Origin of the sequence: Agrobacterium sp. ICMP 6402 (genome assembly GCF_009498615.1) — a bacterium.
Classification (GTDB): domain Bacteria; phylum Pseudomonadota; class Alphaproteobacteria; order Rhizobiales; family Rhizobiaceae; genus Agrobacterium; species Agrobacterium burrii.
Genome location: NZ_QSNV01000006.1, coordinates 51,747 through 68,665 on the forward strand (window position 1 = coordinate 51,747; position 16,919 = coordinate 68,665).

The 16,919-nt window shown below is 54.0% G+C and carries 8 protein-coding genes and 2 pseudogenes; 1 reads left to right on the plus strand and 9 read right to left on the minus strand.

Translation table 11 applies throughout. The features are described from left to right. Nucleotides 1–53: 53 nt before the first annotated feature. From DXT96_RS16930 to DXT96_RS16940, 3 genes are read right to left on the minus strand one after another with little or no spacing between them, the layout of a single operon-like run. Nucleotides 54–8,405: a hypothetical protein gene (locus DXT96_RS16930; protein ID WP_153515653.1), complete on the minus strand. Its 8,352-nt coding sequence runs from the start codon at nt 8,403–8,405 to the stop codon at nt 54–56. Further along, nucleotides 8,389–8,952, minus strand: a complete 564-nt coding sequence (locus tag DXT96_RS16935; protein WP_153515654.1) for a hypothetical protein — start codon at nt 8,950–8,952, stop codon at nt 8,389–8,391. The genes DXT96_RS16930 and DXT96_RS16935 overlap by 17 nt, the downstream gene beginning before the upstream one ends. Nucleotides 8,953–9,006: 54 nt before the next feature. Next, nucleotides 9,007–9,528: a hypothetical protein gene (locus tag DXT96_RS16940; RefSeq protein WP_174374732.1), complete on the minus strand. Its 522-nt coding sequence runs from the start codon at nt 9,526–9,528 to the stop codon at nt 9,007–9,009. Nucleotides 9,529–9,782: 254 nt separating this feature from the next. Here DXT96_RS16940 and DXT96_RS16945 point away from each other — a divergent pair. Further along, a pseudogene (locus DXT96_RS16945) lies at nt 9,783–10,509 on the plus strand (transposase); the annotation flags it as partial. Between the two features lie 5 nt (nt 10,510–10,514). Here DXT96_RS16945 and DXT96_RS16950 read toward each other — a convergent pair. The 6 genes and pseudogenes from DXT96_RS16950 to hutC all read right to left on the minus strand — a co-directional run. Next, nucleotides 10,515–10,789, minus strand: a pseudogene (locus DXT96_RS16950) (transposase); the annotation flags it as partial. 199 nt (nt 10,790–10,988) lie between these two features. Then, the gene (locus DXT96_RS16955; RefSeq protein ID WP_153515655.1) at nt 10,989–11,939 is read right to left on the minus strand and encodes a spore coat U domain-containing protein; all 951 of its coding nucleotides are present in this window, start codon (nt 11,937–11,939) and stop codon (nt 10,989–10,991) included. After that, on the minus strand, nt 11,936–14,374 hold the full coding sequence (locus DXT96_RS16960) for a fimbria/pilus outer membrane usher protein (protein ID WP_153515656.1): 2,439 nt from the start codon (nt 14,372–14,374) through the stop codon (nt 11,936–11,938). Before DXT96_RS16960 ends, DXT96_RS16955 begins: the two co-directional genes overlap by 4 nt. Continuing rightward, the gene (locus DXT96_RS16965) at nt 14,346–15,065 is read right to left on the minus strand and encodes a molecular chaperone (RefSeq protein ID WP_153515657.1); all 720 of its coding nucleotides are present in this window, start codon (nt 15,063–15,065) and stop codon (nt 14,346–14,348) included. Before DXT96_RS16965 ends, DXT96_RS16960 begins: the two co-directional genes overlap by 29 nt. Before the next feature lie 21 nt (nt 15,066–15,086). Then, a complete protein-coding gene (locus tag DXT96_RS16970; protein WP_153515797.1) occupies nt 15,087–15,584 on the minus strand; it encodes a spore coat U domain-containing protein in 498 nt (165 codons plus the stop codon). 329 nt (nt 15,585–15,913) lie between these two features. Then, nucleotides 15,914–16,654 carry a histidine utilization repressor gene (hutC, locus tag DXT96_RS16975; RefSeq protein WP_149901308.1) on the minus strand — a complete coding sequence of 247 codons (741 nt, stop codon included), beginning with the start codon at nt 16,652–16,654 and terminating at the stop codon, nt 15,914–15,916. Between the last annotated feature and the right edge of the window lie 265 nt (nt 16,655–16,919).

Genomic DNA, 16,919 nt, shown 5'->3' on the forward strand with positions numbered 1-16,919 from the left:
CCGGAACAAACTACCGGCCGGAAATGCCGCTATGAAAATCAACAAGCAAATGATCAGGCAAAGGCCGGGGAAGGCCGATAGGCCAACCTGACGTCTCCTACGAGCTGCGTTTTACCATCAAGTTTTTCGAGCAAGCTCGTCCCGGTTATGGCCGAACCATCGGCAAAATTCCTGGCGCCCTCGGGCGTCGGTATCAGGTTGATATATTTGATACCAAGCTGATCGAGCGCCGAAAGCTCCCCAGCCTCGCTGACCCCGTTCTGGTTAATATCCTGCCAGATCCGGAATTCACTCCAGCGGGCATCCTCGACACTCAGCAAACCGTCGCTATCGGTATCGAAGACAAGTCGAAGTGCCTGCAGGTCAGAGTGGGTCGCGCCTTGCTCTTCTGTCGGCCATAGGGTGAATGCGAGTTCTTTTGCTTGGTTGATTTGACCGTCGGGACCGGAGGAGCCGTCTACCGCCAAGTCAATCGCAAGGAAGCCATCTTGAGGACCAGCCCAGGCAGTAGCGTCGCTTAGACCGTCTCCGTCCCAGTCAAAATGGGTCGGACCAGTCGCAGGGCCGTCGCTACTCAGACTAATCGGCCTCAAATCGATATGGCTGTCATTGTTTAGATCAATAACGACCGGGCTCATGTCTTGGTCACTTTCGTGAAAACCTTGGTAGGGTTCGGGCTGATTATATTGGTCATATTCCCAAGTAATACTTCCCTCTCTGTCAAATATCAGTACTTTTTTTTCTTCCCACCGACCCCACATATCGCCAAATAAAGTGACCTTTCTTGTGCCGTCATCGTATACAACATCAATATAGTTAATCCGTCCAGAGCTATCTTGATCTCTCTCGTATCGTCGAAAATAATTTTTGGTATCGTAGACATCTATCTCTATGAATATAACCGTTCCATCATCGTATTGTCTTTGAGTATAGTAGTTGTTTCCTGATCCATCATACATATTAAAGAATAGGTTCCAAGCTTGGCTGTTAGCAGAATCATATACGTATTCAACTCGATGTCCGTTATCCAAATATTCGATATTAATGGTCATTCGCCCGGCCGCATCGAATAGTTGATCCGCTTTTGACCAAGGTTGCACATTCGTCACATCCAGATGAAGTACGTTTGCGGTGCCATCATCATTCAGTTGATGGGAATAAAAATGTCGCCCATTGCTGTCGAATTGACTAGTGTAACGTTGCCAAGGCTGACTGTCGGCAGGATCATATGTATAGTCGGTTCGATATCCGTTATCCATATATTCGACATTAACGGTCATTCGTCCGACGGAATCAAACAGCTGCTCAACTTTCGACCACGGTTGCACGTTGGTCGCATCCAGTGTCATTGCATTCGCAGTACCGTCATCGTTGAGTTGATAGAAAGACGAATGACGACCGGAACTATCAAATTGGTTACTGCGCCTCGACCAACTTTGAGTGCTTGCTGCATCGTAGGTGTATTCGATCCTGACCCCATCGTCCTTAAATTCAGTTTGGGTCAATACATTGCCGCTCGCATTGTAGGAAAGTTGCATTTCGCGCCAAGGCTGAGTGTTGAGGACGTCGTATTCGATCGACCCTGTTTTCACACCAGCCGCATCGAAATGCTCGGACTTCATCTGCGCGCTGGTTTCAGGGACAAAGGAAATCGTGATCGAAGTCCCATTATCGAGGAATTGCTTCTCGATGGTTTTTCGCCCGGCACCGTCAAATTCAGAGACAAAGGAGATCGTAACCGAAGTCCCATTATCGAGAAACTGCTTTTCTTTAGTCTTGCGGCCCTCGACATCAAATGTCTGCTCGATCCGGATCCATTCCTTGTTGTTCGCGTAATCGTACAAGGTCGCGGATATTAAAACATTCGCCGAGGACACCTTGCTGACGCTCGTTACGCCGCCCGTGGCAGCATCGAAGGCCGTTATTCGAGAACTGCCATCAAATTCTGTCGTCACTTGGTGAGCTTTGCGCCCGAGATCGTCGAAAGTTGTGCGCGAGGTCAGCGTTCCAACTAAGTCCACTTGGTCTAGAACCGAAGCGGACACGGTTCCATCCTGTCGCAACGTCTCTTTTCTGAGAAGAATCGAGTCATCTTCTCTGGTGATGGAGGTCTGCCGCTCGTCGATATCGCCATCACTATCCATATCCTTGGTAAGAATGGTCGTCCGACCGTCCGCCGCAGTGAATATCGATCCCTTCGCCACAACGGAACCGCTGGCGGTTGTTTCCACAGCGTCGGCGCTAACGGAGCCATCAATATTGGAGCGGGAGATCACCTCAGTCTCGAACTTGCCGTCCCCATCATAGTCATAACGTGAGGTCCGCACATCACCATCGAGAGAGTTTTCGCTTTCCACGAAATGCGCAATCGCATTTTTCCAGATTACTCCACCGGGCGTCAGGTATTTGATGTCGCGGGCTGTGACATTGTTAGCGATTTTTGATTTTGTCTGGCCCGTTATTGTCGTCTCTATGGTCTCGATCTGGTCAAAAACACCGTCGCCGTTGAGATCCTTGGAGATCGTACGAAGTCTTCCATCTGCTCTCATAGCGTCGGTGGAAACGGATTTGGTTTTCTTCTTGATGAGATCGGTGTCGGTCTGAGTGATGAAACGGCTGCCGTCGGCGTTCAGCCTGATTGTTTCGACTCTTTTCTGGTCGAGGATCCCGTCACCATTCAAGTCCCATGTCATGAACGAGGAAAGACCGTCCGCCGCCGTCACCGAAACGATACGCTGAAGAACGGCGCCCTTCGCTCCAAAATTCGTCGTGTCCGATATTTTTTCTCCCCACCATTCCAGTGTTTCTCCTCGCTTCTGGTCGATGATGCCGTCGCCATCGGCGTCGATAGACGTTACTTTTCTTCGTTTATCGGGGCGTGTTATAATTGAGGTTTTACTAAGCAGTTGGTTATCGATACTAAATTGCGCAATTTCATCGGTAGTGGAGCCGTCAGCCAGGAGAGTGGTAGATGAGCGGGTCTTGCGCGGGGCCAGGCCGGCCCGTCGTTCAATTGTTTCTGTTGTTTGACCGTCCGCCGTCGTGGTCGTCGTTAAGTGCGACAATTCGGTTCCGTCAGGTCTGACGTTGAGAACCGTTCGTTGTAGCATTCCGTCAGGAGTATGGACGGTAACATCGGTGGATGTCCGCACAAACTTTCCGGCTCCAGTCATGTCCTTCAGTGTGATGGTCGTCAACTCGTTCGCGCTGGTTGCGATAACGCGCCTGCTCTCCAATACATCATTGCGGCGAGCATCCAGAGTTCGGAACCTTTCGCCGTTTTCTTCGAACCGTGTCCAGTCGACCGTATAGTAGTCCTTGGAAAGATCCCCGCCGATATCGAAGTCTTTCAGAGTGTGGAGACCGTCCGCGTTTTCATTGGAAAACCACCTATTGGTGAGTTTCCAGCCACTTTTAGTCATGACCCAGTCAAACGACCATACGCCTTTTTCACCCTCGTTTCCGATGATGGTTTCGGATTGGATTTTTTTGTCCAGAACACCATCGCCGTTGAAATCGTATTCAACGATCTCACGCGCAACGCCATCCAGGCGGCTGTTTACCGTCTTTGTGGCAGCTATCCTGCCGTCTACGGCAAAGTCTTTGTATTTTTGCTCTATGCTGCCATCGATTTGCACCGATTTTGTAATTTCTTGATCGATTTTGCCGTCACCATCGGTGTCGCGCGAAAGCGTCGAAACAAGACCATGTTTCGATTCCTTCCGGACCTCACGGCTCGCAAGGGTACCGTCGGATTTTGTTATCGTGGTCGTTTGCGTCGTGTCGCCGTCGCCTTCCAGCACTTTCACGTCCAGCTGGGTCTTTTTGACGGAAGAGCCCTCAGACCACGAGACACGCTTTGTCAAACCGTCCGCACTTGTGAAAGTCGTTTCTTTAAGGGACTGACCATCGTAGCTACGCGTCCGGGAAACTGTTCTTGTTCGGCCACCATCTACTGAAATCGCACTGATATCAGTGCCGGTCACCTCGAAGGTCCCATCACCGTCAAGATCGGTGCGCCAGGATGCGGAAAAGCCGTTGGCCGACACCTCCGTTACATGGCGGCTGGAAACTGTTCCGGGACGAAACAGCGTTTCGGTCGTCTGGCTTTCGACGCCATCCGCACGGATGGACGTTGTCATGCGACGATCGACGATGCCGTCACCATTCGTGTCAGAGTCCGTTTGTTTGCTTTTCTGATCCGTGCTGACAGTCGTCATCGTTTTTGACAGCAGTTTTCCATTGCCTGATTTGACAAGTTCCTGATCCGAGGTTGAGCCATCCGCATTGATGACCCGGAGCGTGGTAAGAACCCGATCCAGATCACCGTCGCCGTCGACATCGCGCGAAACCACGGTGCCCAGGCCGTTACCGCTTGTCACGGTCTCCTGCCTGCTGATCAGAGTTTTGCCGCTATAGCTGGACTCAGATTTCGTTATCGACCCATTTGCATTGTAAGTGGTGGATTGTACGACGCGACCATCTCCCGCCTTGCCACTCCCGTTCAGGTCCTGTTCGACGGTGGTGGCAAGCCCGTTGCCGCTCGCTATCTTCGTGGAGCTGGAGAAGGTTCTCTGATTGGCGTTGACATTTTTGGTTGTCTCGGTTCGGCTTCCGTCGTCATTCATGACGGTCCCGGTAACGGTTGTAAACTCAATCACGCCGTTGCCATTGGTGTCAGTGCCGACGGTGGTTTTTAAACCGTTGCCACTCACAGTTTTCGTGGAAGATTTATAGGCTTGACCACTTCGCGTGAAGAGTTTTTCCTCAATCACGGTTTGGCCGTCGGCAAGCGTGCTTTCTTTTGTGGTTTGATCGACAATCCCATCGCCATTGGAATCGACTGTGACGACAGTTGTTCGACGGTCGGCGGAAATATCGGTCGTCGTGCGCTCGAGAAGCGTCGAATCGCGGCTTTTGATCGTGACCGTTCTCTGACGACTGCCGTCGCTATTGAGCACGACGCTATCGACTGTCTGGCGATCGGCAACTCCATCGCCATCGAGATCTTCGGAAAAGTTCCGGCTCGTCGCATCAGGGCTTGTCTTCGATATCGTTTGCGAGACAAGCTTGCCATTCCCCGTCAGGGTCTGTGTCGTCACGGTGGAACTCTTGTCAGGTGCCGTGATTTTCGTGGTGACAATCTTACTATCAATGACGCCATCGCCATTGGCGTCATTCGTGACTGTTGTAGAATTACCATTCGATGACGTAACAATCGACGAACGGGAAACGACCGAGCGGTCGGTATTGAAGCGTGTTTCCGTCGTGGTGGTGGCCCCGTCGGATCCGGTCGTCATAACCAGACTTTTATCGAACAAATCGTCGCCATTTATATCGAATGTTTCTATGTAGCTTTTGCGATCAGGCTGCATTTTGAAAGTCCACTGGGAAAGAAGCGGTCCGGCGGCGCTTCTCGCTCTCTTGGTCCGCACCCAGGCGCCTGCAGCATCCAAAGCGATGATATCAGAGGTATAGGTATCGACTTTGCCGTCGCCGTCGATATCTGTAGAACTGAAGTTTGAACGCCCGTCAGCCGTTACTCGGAAAACTTCCTCTTTCAGAACGGCGTTGTTACTGCTGTAGCTCGTGCGTTTCGTGATGACGTCGCCGACGTTATCAGTGGATGTCCGTTCCTGAACATAGCGATCGCGCTTGCCGTCGCCATTGAAATCGTTGTCGGTCAGAGTTGTTACAGCGGCTGCGATAGTCGTGGTCGTGGTGGTTTCTTTGGAGAGGAGGGCGCCGTTGCCCGCGAGCTCGGTAACCACCCGTTCCTGCGCCGTTTTTCCTGACGTCTTGATGTCCGAAACATAACGGTCCGCAACGCCGTCGCCCGTCAGATCGGTGGACGTTGTTTTGCTCAAACCATCGGCGGAGACATTTATGATAACGGTTTTCGATGCCGCGCCGTCCAGATGCAGTTGCTGAGTGATTGTCCGGGAAGAACCATCTGCAAAACTTTCCAGCAGCTGCCGTTCGTCCGCCGCGCCGTCTCCATTCTTGTCGAGTGTTGTCGTGATTTTTCGCCCATTAGGGCTTCTGTCGGTTTTATCGCTATTGGTCAAAGAGCCGTCGGGGTTGAAATTCTTGACGGTCTCGATACGATTTCCGGATATTTCGATCGAAACAAACTTGCTCTGGCTGCGCTCAAAAATACCGTCACCATCATCATCGAATTTCGTCGTGACGGTCGAACCGTTTGCGCTTTTGCCAACCAGATTGCGGAACGCGACATTGCCGTCTTTGGCGTAACCGACGATCAGTTCGCTGGATGTGCCATCGGCATTCTTCGTGGTTGAGCGAGAAATTTTGTAGTCGTTTTGATCGTTTGCAAGGATTGCGTCACCCACCATACCCGTGCTGCCATCAGACCGCGTGAAAGTGGTCGTACCAACAATCGCCGAGCCGTCGGAAAAACTCTGCCCGCTACCTTTGGGCGTCAGATCGATGGACGCGATGCCCAGTTCCTTCAATGATTTGAGCTGACCATTGATCGACACCTTGAACGCATTCCAACGCGTATCCCCAGCATCGAGCTTGCCATTCCGGTTCGTATCGAAAACATTCTTGACGGCTTCCAGATCGCCGGAAGCTGACGGGTCCCAATCCGTAAATACAAATTCGCTGGACCTTGTGATCACGCCATCGCCGTTTGCATCCAGAATGAGTACGCCGTCACCATTTTGTGCCCAAGCCGTGCGTCGCAGATAACCGTCGCCGTCAAAATCGATGAATTGTGAGGATTCACGCAGCCTGTCAATGGAAAGACCGTCGCCGTTTAGATCGAGAAGAATTGGCTTGCCGGAACTGCCGGAGGACGATTCCGATCTACTTGAGGATCTGGAATTTTCCGACTGGCCGTCACCGCCGCCGCCCTTGCCGGAGGAACCGGACGGTTGCGCGCCGGTTTTCGTCCCTCGAGAAGCAGCTTGTTGTCTCATCGCACGGTCTATTACTTGGTCAAAGCCTTCGTATGTATCGAGACCCCACCTTTGCGCCTCGCCATAGGCCGCCGCTCGAGCATCAGATCTGCTAGCGCCTCTTTCTATTGCTCCGCGCGCTGCGATTTCAGCTCGGTCTATGGTAGAAGCGGTCTCGCCGCCACGCTCGGCAAGCAAAGTAGTATAAACCGTACGATCTAATGGAATGGCGCGACCGGCCGTTGTAAAGCCAACAAGCTGCCCCGTCCGTCGATCTTCATCAACACCCCTGACGCCTTGCCCGAGGCTAACCGCATATTCGATAGGTACCTTACTGACAACGAGAGCCTGTAGGGTTTTTGCAAGAGCTCGATCCTCATCGTGCGCCCAATCGGCGGAAATGTTGTGAACTCGCACACCACCAGCAACGTAGGTGTGAAGGTCCTCAACTTCGAAATTATAAGTCTGCCAGCCCTCTACAACAACGGGCTGAAAGGCGGTGGCGCCCGCCACCGCGCCCTGGACTTTGGCCTTCTCGAACAGATCAGCCGTCTCGACCGAATAAACAATGCGCTCGGCGGAAACCTCGACAAGCTCGCCCGATGCTAGAACGAGGGTCGCCCGGCCTGCCGCTATCAATTCTTCGATTGGTGGGAAATTGCCAAATTGATCGAGAAAATGGTGGCCGGGGGTGCAGATGAGTTCATGCGGTTCGCCGGCTTCCTGCCACGTCAGTTTCAGCCAAGACGTCGTCACATTGCGGAACAGATGCGTAACCCGACGCGGCACGAAGGCGCCGCGCCCAAGGGCAGTTGATGGATCGAAAGCTAAAACGACGTCGCCGATACGAAGGTCGGATATGAATACAGATTTGCCGGAGCCGGATGTGATGAGAACATCAGCAGGGAAGCACTGAGCTGACATTTTCAACTCATTGAGGATGTCTGGTTTCATTTTGTCTAAGGCAGCATACACATTGCGATGGGCGGCATAATTCAATGGAACGCCAAGGTAGACGACCGCCTTCAACGCGTTTCCCCAACTACCTTCTGACTTGGTAGCAGATCGCTCGATTTCGCCGGCTCTGGCTAGTCGACTTACTACAACATCAATGTCTGCGTTGGTGGCCGGTCGATTTAGACTGCCTTTCAGCCACGAAGCCGCGGCCATCCCCACCTCATTATTATACATATCTTTGATGTGTTCATTCCACCCGTCTCTCCCTTTCGCTCCGGCAACAATCTCATTGCCATATCCTCTAAGACTTGTAGTAAATCTACCTTCAGCGTTGGCCCCATAAGCTGCGGCGATAGTGTGCTTCAATGAGTCCATATTCTCCGTGGTAAATCCTAAATTGTTTTTAGAATTCAAACTTACCGCTGCGTCTTGATAGTGAGCGTTTTGAGACTTGGCCCAATCTTCCCAACCTGCAGGGGTAAAGTTGCTATAAGACCATTCTTTAACGTCACTCCACCAATCCATCACTTATCCCCAAATGGTTATCACTTATGTACGCCGCCACAATTCCGTCCTTAATTGTAAAAGAAACACGAGCAACCAAATCAAACCTGCAACCAAATTTGTCGTGATTCCGTGGTTCCGGTCCAAACGAGATAGCAAATCGACGCTCATCAAAGTTCCACACGATTGCTTCACCAGATTTATTGACCCAGTAAACACGAAAAAGATAACCAAGCGGGAAAACATCAACATCCTCACCGCCAACTATTTTTTTTATTGAGATTCCTTCGAAAGCTGCACTTTGCTTTGGATCGCTTTCATCATTCGGAAATACACATACAGTTTTAAACCCATTATTATAATAATCTTGGATTATCATATCCGGTGTAGCTGTCCTTACATGGCGATTGGCCCAAAGATGGTACTCAGCAGGGTTTCCCTCGAAATATGTTTGAGATCCCCTTAAGTCTGTGAACCCGTACCACAACAATCCCGCAACAATGAGTACAAAAAAGGAAATAAATAATATATATATAGTGTATCCGAATAATATGGCTATCCTTTTCATGCGGATTCCGTGTTTTTTGATAATAATGATATTTATTAAAATAAACTCGAAATTTTATGTAACATATGCCCCACCCACTAACATAGCCCCCGCAGCTTTCATCAACCGATCTGTTGCCTCAATACGCGAGCCGGTTGTCACGTGAATGAATGAGTGGCTTGCATGGAGAGACGCGGCCCATTTTTTGATGGCCGCCACCAGTGCCAGAAACACTTTCGCACGACGGATTGCAGGCAACGTCAAATCCACAGCAATGACCTGTACGGTTACAAACAAAGGCCCATCGCTCAGCATATAGGAATCGGCAATTGCCCATGCCACGCCAACCGGCCGGCCATTCCAAAGCGCCACAGGGCAAACCATGCGCGGAGGGCGTGACAGGATCAGATTGAAATGCTCGTTGAGCTTCCAGTCCGAAAATGCCTGATCGCGAAAAACTGTCGAAGCGTGATGCTGCTTCATGATTTCGCGCACCTGGGTCGTATCGCGCTCTTCAAGCAGCCGAACGCGCAAACCAGTTGCGACATTTTCGCTTTCGGAACGTTGCGAACCAGTATCGTGGGCCAATGTCGTCACACAAATTTCCTTCCGGGTCTTTTGTAGTATCTTCCGCGGAGGCCTAATTCCGGCTCTTCCTTGTTTGGACGTGCCTCCACACGACAATGCCGCGTAATTCTCGAATTTCATCACGGCTAAGTATTTTTTCAATTTTTCAAATAATATTCTAAATAAACAATATACCTCTAATTATTACTACAAATAATCTGAGAAATACGCAATGGCGATAGTTTAATATTTTAATTTTTCGACGCGCTCACTGGGTCGAGCCCCATCTGGGATGGGGCAACAAGGCTCTGCAGAATGTTCGGCTCAAGTACGCTTGCCGCCATTGCGACCGCACGGGGGATCAACACGCCTGTCGTGATCGCTCCGATGCCGACACGACCCCTGCCTGGCAGCATTGCTACGGCTTCAACGCTGGCCTTCACGCTTGTTCACAAATACGTCGATGGCGCACCGCTCTACCGCGTTGCCCAGACCTTCGAGCGGGCCGGCGTACCGCCGGAACAGGCACTCCGGTTCTTCGAGCAACTCTACCGGATCGAAAAGCAGGCAGGAGACAACATCCCATATGCCGGGGAGACGAAGGTCGACTGTATACGCCGTTTCCGCCGACAGCACAGCTTGCCCCTCCTGAACGCCCTAAAGGTGTGGCTCGACAACATTGCGCCAAAGGTCTTCCCGGACACCAAGCTGGATGACGCCGTGTCCCACGCTCTAAACCAGTGGGCGTCTCTGACGCGCTATACCAGTGACGGCAGAATGCCGATCGACAACGACATTCTTGAACGCGATATCAGAGTTTTTGCGACCGGAATAAAATCGTGGCTGTTCAGCGACAGCGTCGAGGGCGCCAAGGCCAGCGCGGTGATCTGCAGCCTGATGCTTACTCGTCGCGCCTGTGGCGTCGACCCACTCACCTGTCTGAAGGCCCTAACACGGTTGCCTCAACGCGCTCCCGACACCGGAATTGACGACCCCCTGCCGTTCAACTTCGTGGTAGTTCGAGGTGTCGAACCTCAGGACTTTGCAAGCCCGTCAATCGAAATCCCCCAATCAACCTGCATCCCGCCGATCAGCTTACGCTTGCGTGCAGACCTCAGAGCTTTGCGCGGATAACGTCTTGCAACATTTCCCGGTCCAGCGTCAGGTCGGCGGCAATCCGCTTCAGGCGGCTGTTCTCCTCTTCCAAAGCCTTCAGGCGACGCATATCGTCAGGCAGAAGGCCTGCATATTTCTTACGCCAATTGAAATAGGTCGCCTCGCTGATCCGCGCCGGGATTCTGGCGCGAAAAACTCCAATCAAAAACGGTCCAGTTTTTGGCGATCAGGGCACCCTTTGATGACACCCGAATGCCTTCCGGCACCCACTACAACGTTGTCCTGCCGTTCAAATCGCGAAGGACAATGACGATCGACCGCGCGGCGTCCTGGCTTACCGCGGCGTTGCATGGGTAATCGGCGCGGTACATCACTCAGTAACTCACCGTCACAACGACGGTATCGCTGTAAACTCCCGGCGCCGGTGTATTCTGCGCCGGGACGCGACCATAGACGGGCAGTGTCTGCAGGCTGCCGGTTCCGGTGCCGGTGGTGATTTGGCCAGCCGTACTTCCCCAGACATTCGTGCGGTTGACGTCGCGATAGAGCCCGTAGGTTATCGATCCGCCGGCCAGCACCATCTGGCGCGAAGCCGGTGGGCTGTTGCTCAGGCCGCCGTTGAGGGCGACGCTGTAATTCAGGTTGCTGGTGCAGGTAAGAGCGATGGCACCCGTCGCATCGACTGCGGTGTTGAGAACGCCATGACTGCCGAAATTGATGTTTTGCGCCGAGACAATGCAGGTCGGTGATACCGCAGCCGTAACGTTGAATGGCACCTGTGTCGGGTTTTGGGTTATGTCGGAGCAGTTCGGTGCCAATAAAAGAAATGACGTATAGGTAAAGTTGGTCTCGGCGCCGGCAAAGCTGGAGAGGTAGGGGCCACGGGCTGCGGCGGCCTGACCGGCGGTAATCCTGCCGTAAACGGTACGGCTCGTGCTGTTGAGGAGGAGGGGCAGCGCCATATCGATAGGCGGAGGTGATCCGAGCGCGGGCTGGGTGACCGATCCCCAGGGCGTTGTGCGTCCGGAATTCTGGTACAGCTGATAATTGAGGATGTTACTGCCTTGCAGCATCCGTCGGATACCGCCCGATTGCCCGCCGCTGCCGGCGTTGATGTTGGGGCAGATGCGGATGGAAAGCGCCAGCGACAAAGGGTTGGAGCAGGTGACCGACAATGTTGCGGTGGTATCCACGGCGCTGCCGCTTGTAAGGTTGACGAAGCCGAAACTCATGTCCGACATGCTGAAGCTGCAGCTTTGCGCCAGAACCGGTGTCCCGAACAGGAAAGCGGCGATGGCGAGGGCAGCGCGGGTCAGAACCTTCATTGAACGCTCCTGCATATGGCTTCAAGGGTGGCGCGTGTCTTGGCGGCAGGGGAAACGGTAATCTGCGCTTCGCACTCTCCCTTCGTGGGTTGCGTGATGGAAAGCCGATGTGTTTCGCCGATATTATCGAGATAGGCCTGCCCGTCATAACCGACGATGAAGTCACGCTCACCGTCGATCTTGCCGGTCGATCCGGTTTCGATAAACTGGCCGCTTTCGTCCTTCAGCGTCACCAGCGCCACCTGCCCCCCGGTTTCCACCTCGAAGTTGACGACTGCTCCCGCGCGCTCTGTCGGTGTGACCGTTTGTTTTGTCGTGTCGATGCGGGCATCGACGGGAAGATTGCTGGGGTCCAGCGTGATGTTGTTGACGTCATAGGACCGCAGGTTCGGAAGCAGTATTTTTCCGCGTCGGTTCGTCTGGCCGATGGGGCGGTTTTCCAGCAGAATATCGACGCCGGGCGCGCCGGCATCCACGACGGCGAAGGCGTCATCGATCCGGTTTCCAATAAAGACATCGCCGCCGGCCAGCGCTATCGATCCGTCGATCTGGGCATAGGCCTGTGTCGTGCGGTTGAATTGATCGACACCGGCCGACACGCGTGCGACGCTGCCGCGATAACTGCCGGAGGCGGAGGCGATATCGTTGCCCCCCATCGAACCGCGCAGACGCCAGCCATAACTTCCCTCCGCCTGTTCCTCGGATTTTCCGACTTCGGCCGTCAGGGAATATCCGTCCGCATCGGACGACATGCCGGCCGAACCGGAGACGCCGCCGCCGAAGGACCAGGAGAGGCCGGCATAGATGCCGTAGGACTGGCTGTCCTCGAGGTCCTTATAAGCGGTGATGAAGATATTGCCGTTTTCGCCGAAGGGCCGTGTGGCGGAAAGGCCAAGCAGCCGGGATTTTCTCTCATCGAAAGTTTCCAGCTGTGTGTAGGAGAAGTTAAGGCTCGTCTCATCGAAACCAAGTTGCGTGGAAACGGAAATCTGGTCGAGCGCACGCGGCGGCCGCGCACTGAGCAGGCCGGCTATCGTGCGGACTTTCGATGTATCGGCGGAAACGGATGCCATATCGTTATAGTCGCCGAATGTGCGTTGTGAGCGGGCGTTTAACCGTACTCCAAGCAATTCGGCTTCGACATTCGCGGAAAGCTGATAACCGTTTTCCGCGCCGAAACGGCTCGATGCGCCCGAAACCGCCGCCAGCCCATGGGCTCCAAGCGTGAAGACGCCGCCGAAGCCGATATTGTAGAAATCCTCACCGCCTTCGGCGTGGCCCTCCAGCGTCAACCCGTCCGATAATCCATAACGCACCGTCGCAGAACCGAGGGGCCTGTCATCATAATCGAAAGACGAGGTGCCGTAATTGCGCCGGGCAAAGCCAAGCTCGGCGGAAAAATCGATGAGACCCTGCGCGAGCAGATCCGGCGAGGTATAAAAAGGCGTTTCGGACACGGTTTCGCGCCCCAGCGCATCCCGCACCACCAGTCTTGCATTGCCCGCACCGCTGATGACCGGAAGATTAGTGATGGAGAATGTTCCCTCGGGAACCTCCTGCGACAGGCGGCGGATATTGTTGACATAGACATCGACGGTGGAAGGCACCGCTGCGGAGCCCGCAAATTCAGGCATCGGCATGGTGACGATATCCGGCCGCAGATCAAAGTTTCGGCGGATCTGCAAACCGCCCAACCGCGTCGGACGTGTCCAGCTCAGCCCGCCGGTGATCAGGTCTCCGGCCCGGTATGTCGTCAGGCTGTCCTCATCGGAGTAGCTCCAGGTGGTGTCGAGGCGCTGGGTGTCGAATTGCGACAGGCGGGATGTGCTCAAGACCTGAGACGAAGACAGCACGCCCAGCGGGCCGAACACCCGGCTTTCCAAAAGGGCGGAGACACCGTTGAAGTCGGTCAGGTCCGACCATTTGTTGCCGCCGGACGAGCCGTAGATCGTGTAGTTCACCAGACCTCCAAAATCGCTTGTGGCCTTTTCCTGCACATCCTCGTCTTCCTCCTCAGCGCTCCTGCCGGATGCGTCGATGACCTTGCTCGCCCGTGCCGCCGTGGGCAGGGTAAAATGGACCGACTGCGTGCTTTCATCATAACGCGTCACTACATCCGGCAGCCTGGAGACATCGATCCAGCCATCATCGCCTGCAGCGCTTTCAACCGGAGAAATCCCGATGTTGTTCAGCTGCTCCGGTTCGATAAGAAGCGACCCGGCGTCGTTTTGACGAAATGTGGCGATCAGTTCCGTTGAAACATCATTGATGTAGACTTCGAGCTGCAATTGCCCGGCTTCTTTTGCGGCAAAAGAAGCGGGCGGCGTCGCAGGGGGCAAATCCTGCGCCACGGATAAACTGCTCGATGAAAAGATCGTCAAACCTGCAATCGTCAAAACGGCAAGGTCAGCCGCCGTTGACGCGCGCCGTCGCATTGACGGGGCCGCCTTCGCTCTCAGCCGAAATCTTCAGTGCGCCACCAGCTTTTTTGCCGCCGGTTGCCGGAACAAGAAAGCTTGCGCCGGATTTGCCGAGCACGTAGCCCACCAGGCCCTGCTGCTGGGCAACCGCTTGCCCGTTGCTGCCCAGAACTTTCAGGTTGGCGATCCGTATCCGTTTCTGACCATTATTGGAAACGGACACCCTGTAACCTTTGCCCTGTGGCGTTATCGACCAGACCGGCTCGGCATCGCCTGTGGAAGCGGGCGAAAAGAAAACCGGTATGGAGTGGCGAACGACCAGATTGACGGTGCCGGACTGGGGTCTCCCCGCAGCGGGCAATTCATCCACGATGACGCGATAGCTCTCTTCCGCCCTGATGGGGGTTTTGGAAAGCCGGACGATGCGAATAAGGTTCTCGGCGCCCGGTTTCAGCTGCGTCATTGGCGGGCTGGCGACGACGTCCCCTGCCGCGGTGTAGACGTCTGAGCCGTTTTGCTGGGTCCAGCGGAATATCCTGACCTGAACGTTGATGGGCGTTTTCGCATCATTCCATATGCGCAGGCTGGACGCCGCTGCGGGCGCTCTTAAATCCAGAATGACTGGTGAAACCCGCAAAGATGCGGCGTGTGAAGGTGAGACATTCAAACCGGCAATAAACGCAGCCGCTAAGGTAAAAAGACGCATGCGCGATCCTCCCTATGGCGATCAGTAATTGAGCGTGGCCGTCACCGTATCGGTATAGACGCCGACCGCAGGTGTCGTCTGGGCAGGTACGCGCCCATAGACCGTGAATGTTTGCGGCGCTCCGGTTCCCGTTCCTGTCTGGCGATCCGTCCCCACGGTATTGCCCCACACCGTGGTATGTGCCGCAGTCGTATAGAGCGAGTATGCAATGGTGGCACCCGCCGGGGAGGTCATCAGACGGCTGGCGACAGTGGCGCCCGAACCGGCGCCGGCGCTCAGGCCAAGACTGAAGGGTGTGCTGGAGGTGCATTGAACGACGACCTGACTGGTCGCGTCAATATTGCTGCTGATGACACCATTGGTGCCGAAATCCAGATTGCCGGCCGAGTTTATCTGGCATGCTGCCTGAATGGTGATCTGTACCGTGAAGTTTGAGGTGGCGACCTGCGCCATGCCTGATGACGGCGCAAGGGCGCACGCCGCAAGTGATAATAGGTAGCCTGATGTTGCGAACTTCATGCTCTCTCCCCAAGCGGCTGCGCTGCTGATTTCCTCGGTCATAACGCAGGATCACCCCAATAGCGGGTAATTAGAATAATCTAATACTCGTCTCGATTTGGTTAACAAATCCTTAACGACGGGACCTAGAAAACTGCAGGATGAAATACAGCATAAAGTACAACCGCAAATTCTGTGGTATTCGCGGATGAGAAAATAGATAAATTCCCGAAAAAACTTAGCTAATCAGTAGCTTGCCAATTTCCTCGCAGCGAGGTCGATGTGATGGTGCACACTTGGATGAAGACGCCAGATTGTGACCCTTTGGCCAATGGCCACATTGACAGCCCTTATTCCTGACTTTCGAGTCGATAGCGGCTTCCGGGATATAATAACCGTACCGATGTTACCGCGCGGCTGGAAGACCAGGTCCGCCGCCGAACCTGCAGGCAGGGCTCGTGCCGGCCGATCGCCAGCAATTTGCATTCCCATGGCTGGGGCGCTGCGGCTTCGATGAACTGTTCGGTTCGGGAAATTGGCGCCAATGCCGTCAGATAGGCATTCGGGGTCATGGAGCTGAAATCCTGCTGTAAATAGTCCGGGGCAACCGCTGCATTCACGAAACGGTCTTCCAGCTGGATCGGTACGTCGTCTTCGTGATGAACGATGATCGAATGGAAAATCTTGGCGCCAACGTCGATCTCCAGCGCCGAGGCAAGATCGGGACCGCATACCTCGGTCTGCGCCAGGATCAGGCTCGCCTGGTGGGAAGAGCCTCGTTCCTTGATCTCGTCGGCGATGTTTCGCACACCCATCATGGCGGCGCTTCTTTTTTTCGATGCGACAAATGAACCGCGTCCCTGAACACGTACGATGACACCTTCGGTCGCAAGTTCCCGCAGGGCGCGGTTTGCCGTCATCCGGCTGACGCCCAGCATCTCCACCATCTCGTTTTCGGAAGGGACCCGGTGGTGGAGGGGCCATTCGCCGCTCGCGATCTTCGCCTTGATTTGCGTTTTCACACGCTCATAGAGTGGTAAAGAAGGATACTCGCTGGATGTAGCAAGGTCGCTTTCGATCACGAACGGCATTTAAACTCCCTAAAAATCGGCAGATTGCCTAAAATATAACCAGCATTACGGACGCATGCAAAATATCATCTTTGCACTTGCTTGTCTCCTAAAACCATGCAAAGTTACATATACAACTTGTGAAGCATCGATGGGGAGTTGAAAAATCGATCTTTTGCAGGCGCATTTTTCTCGTGAGTGGTTGAGGTGAGGATGTCCGCGTGCCGACCGGCTCCGAAAGGAGAGTGCAGGCTGGCTCGCCGATATCGGGAGAAAGGGCTGTGAA

Excerpts from the sequence above, each read along its gene's own strand:
- DXT96_RS16970 (WP_153515797.1), bottom strand. The coding sequence starts at position 15,584 with ATGAAGTTCGCAACATCAGGCTACCTATTATCACTTGCGGCGTGCGCC.
- DXT96_RS16935 (WP_153515654.1), bottom strand. The coding sequence starts at position 8,952 with ATGAAAAGGATAGCCATATTATTCGGATACACTATATATATATTATTT.
- hutC (WP_149901308.1), bottom strand. The coding sequence starts at position 16,654 with ATGCCGTTCGTGATCGAAAGCGACCTTGCTACATCCAGCGAGTATCCT.
- DXT96_RS16930 (WP_153515653.1), bottom strand. The coding sequence starts at position 8,405 with ATGGATTGGTGGAGTGACGTTAAAGAATGGTCTTATAGCAACTTTACC.
- DXT96_RS16965 (WP_153515657.1), bottom strand. The coding sequence starts at position 15,065 with ATGCGTCTTTTTACCTTAGCGGCTGCGTTTATTGCCGGTTTGAATGTC.
- DXT96_RS16955 (WP_153515655.1), bottom strand. The coding sequence starts at position 11,939 with ATGAAGGTTCTGACCCGCGCTGCCCTCGCCATCGCCGCTTTCCTGTTC.
- DXT96_RS16960 (WP_153515656.1), bottom strand. The coding sequence starts at position 14,374 with ATGCGACGGCGCGCGTCAACGGCGGCTGACCTTGCCGTTTTGACGATT.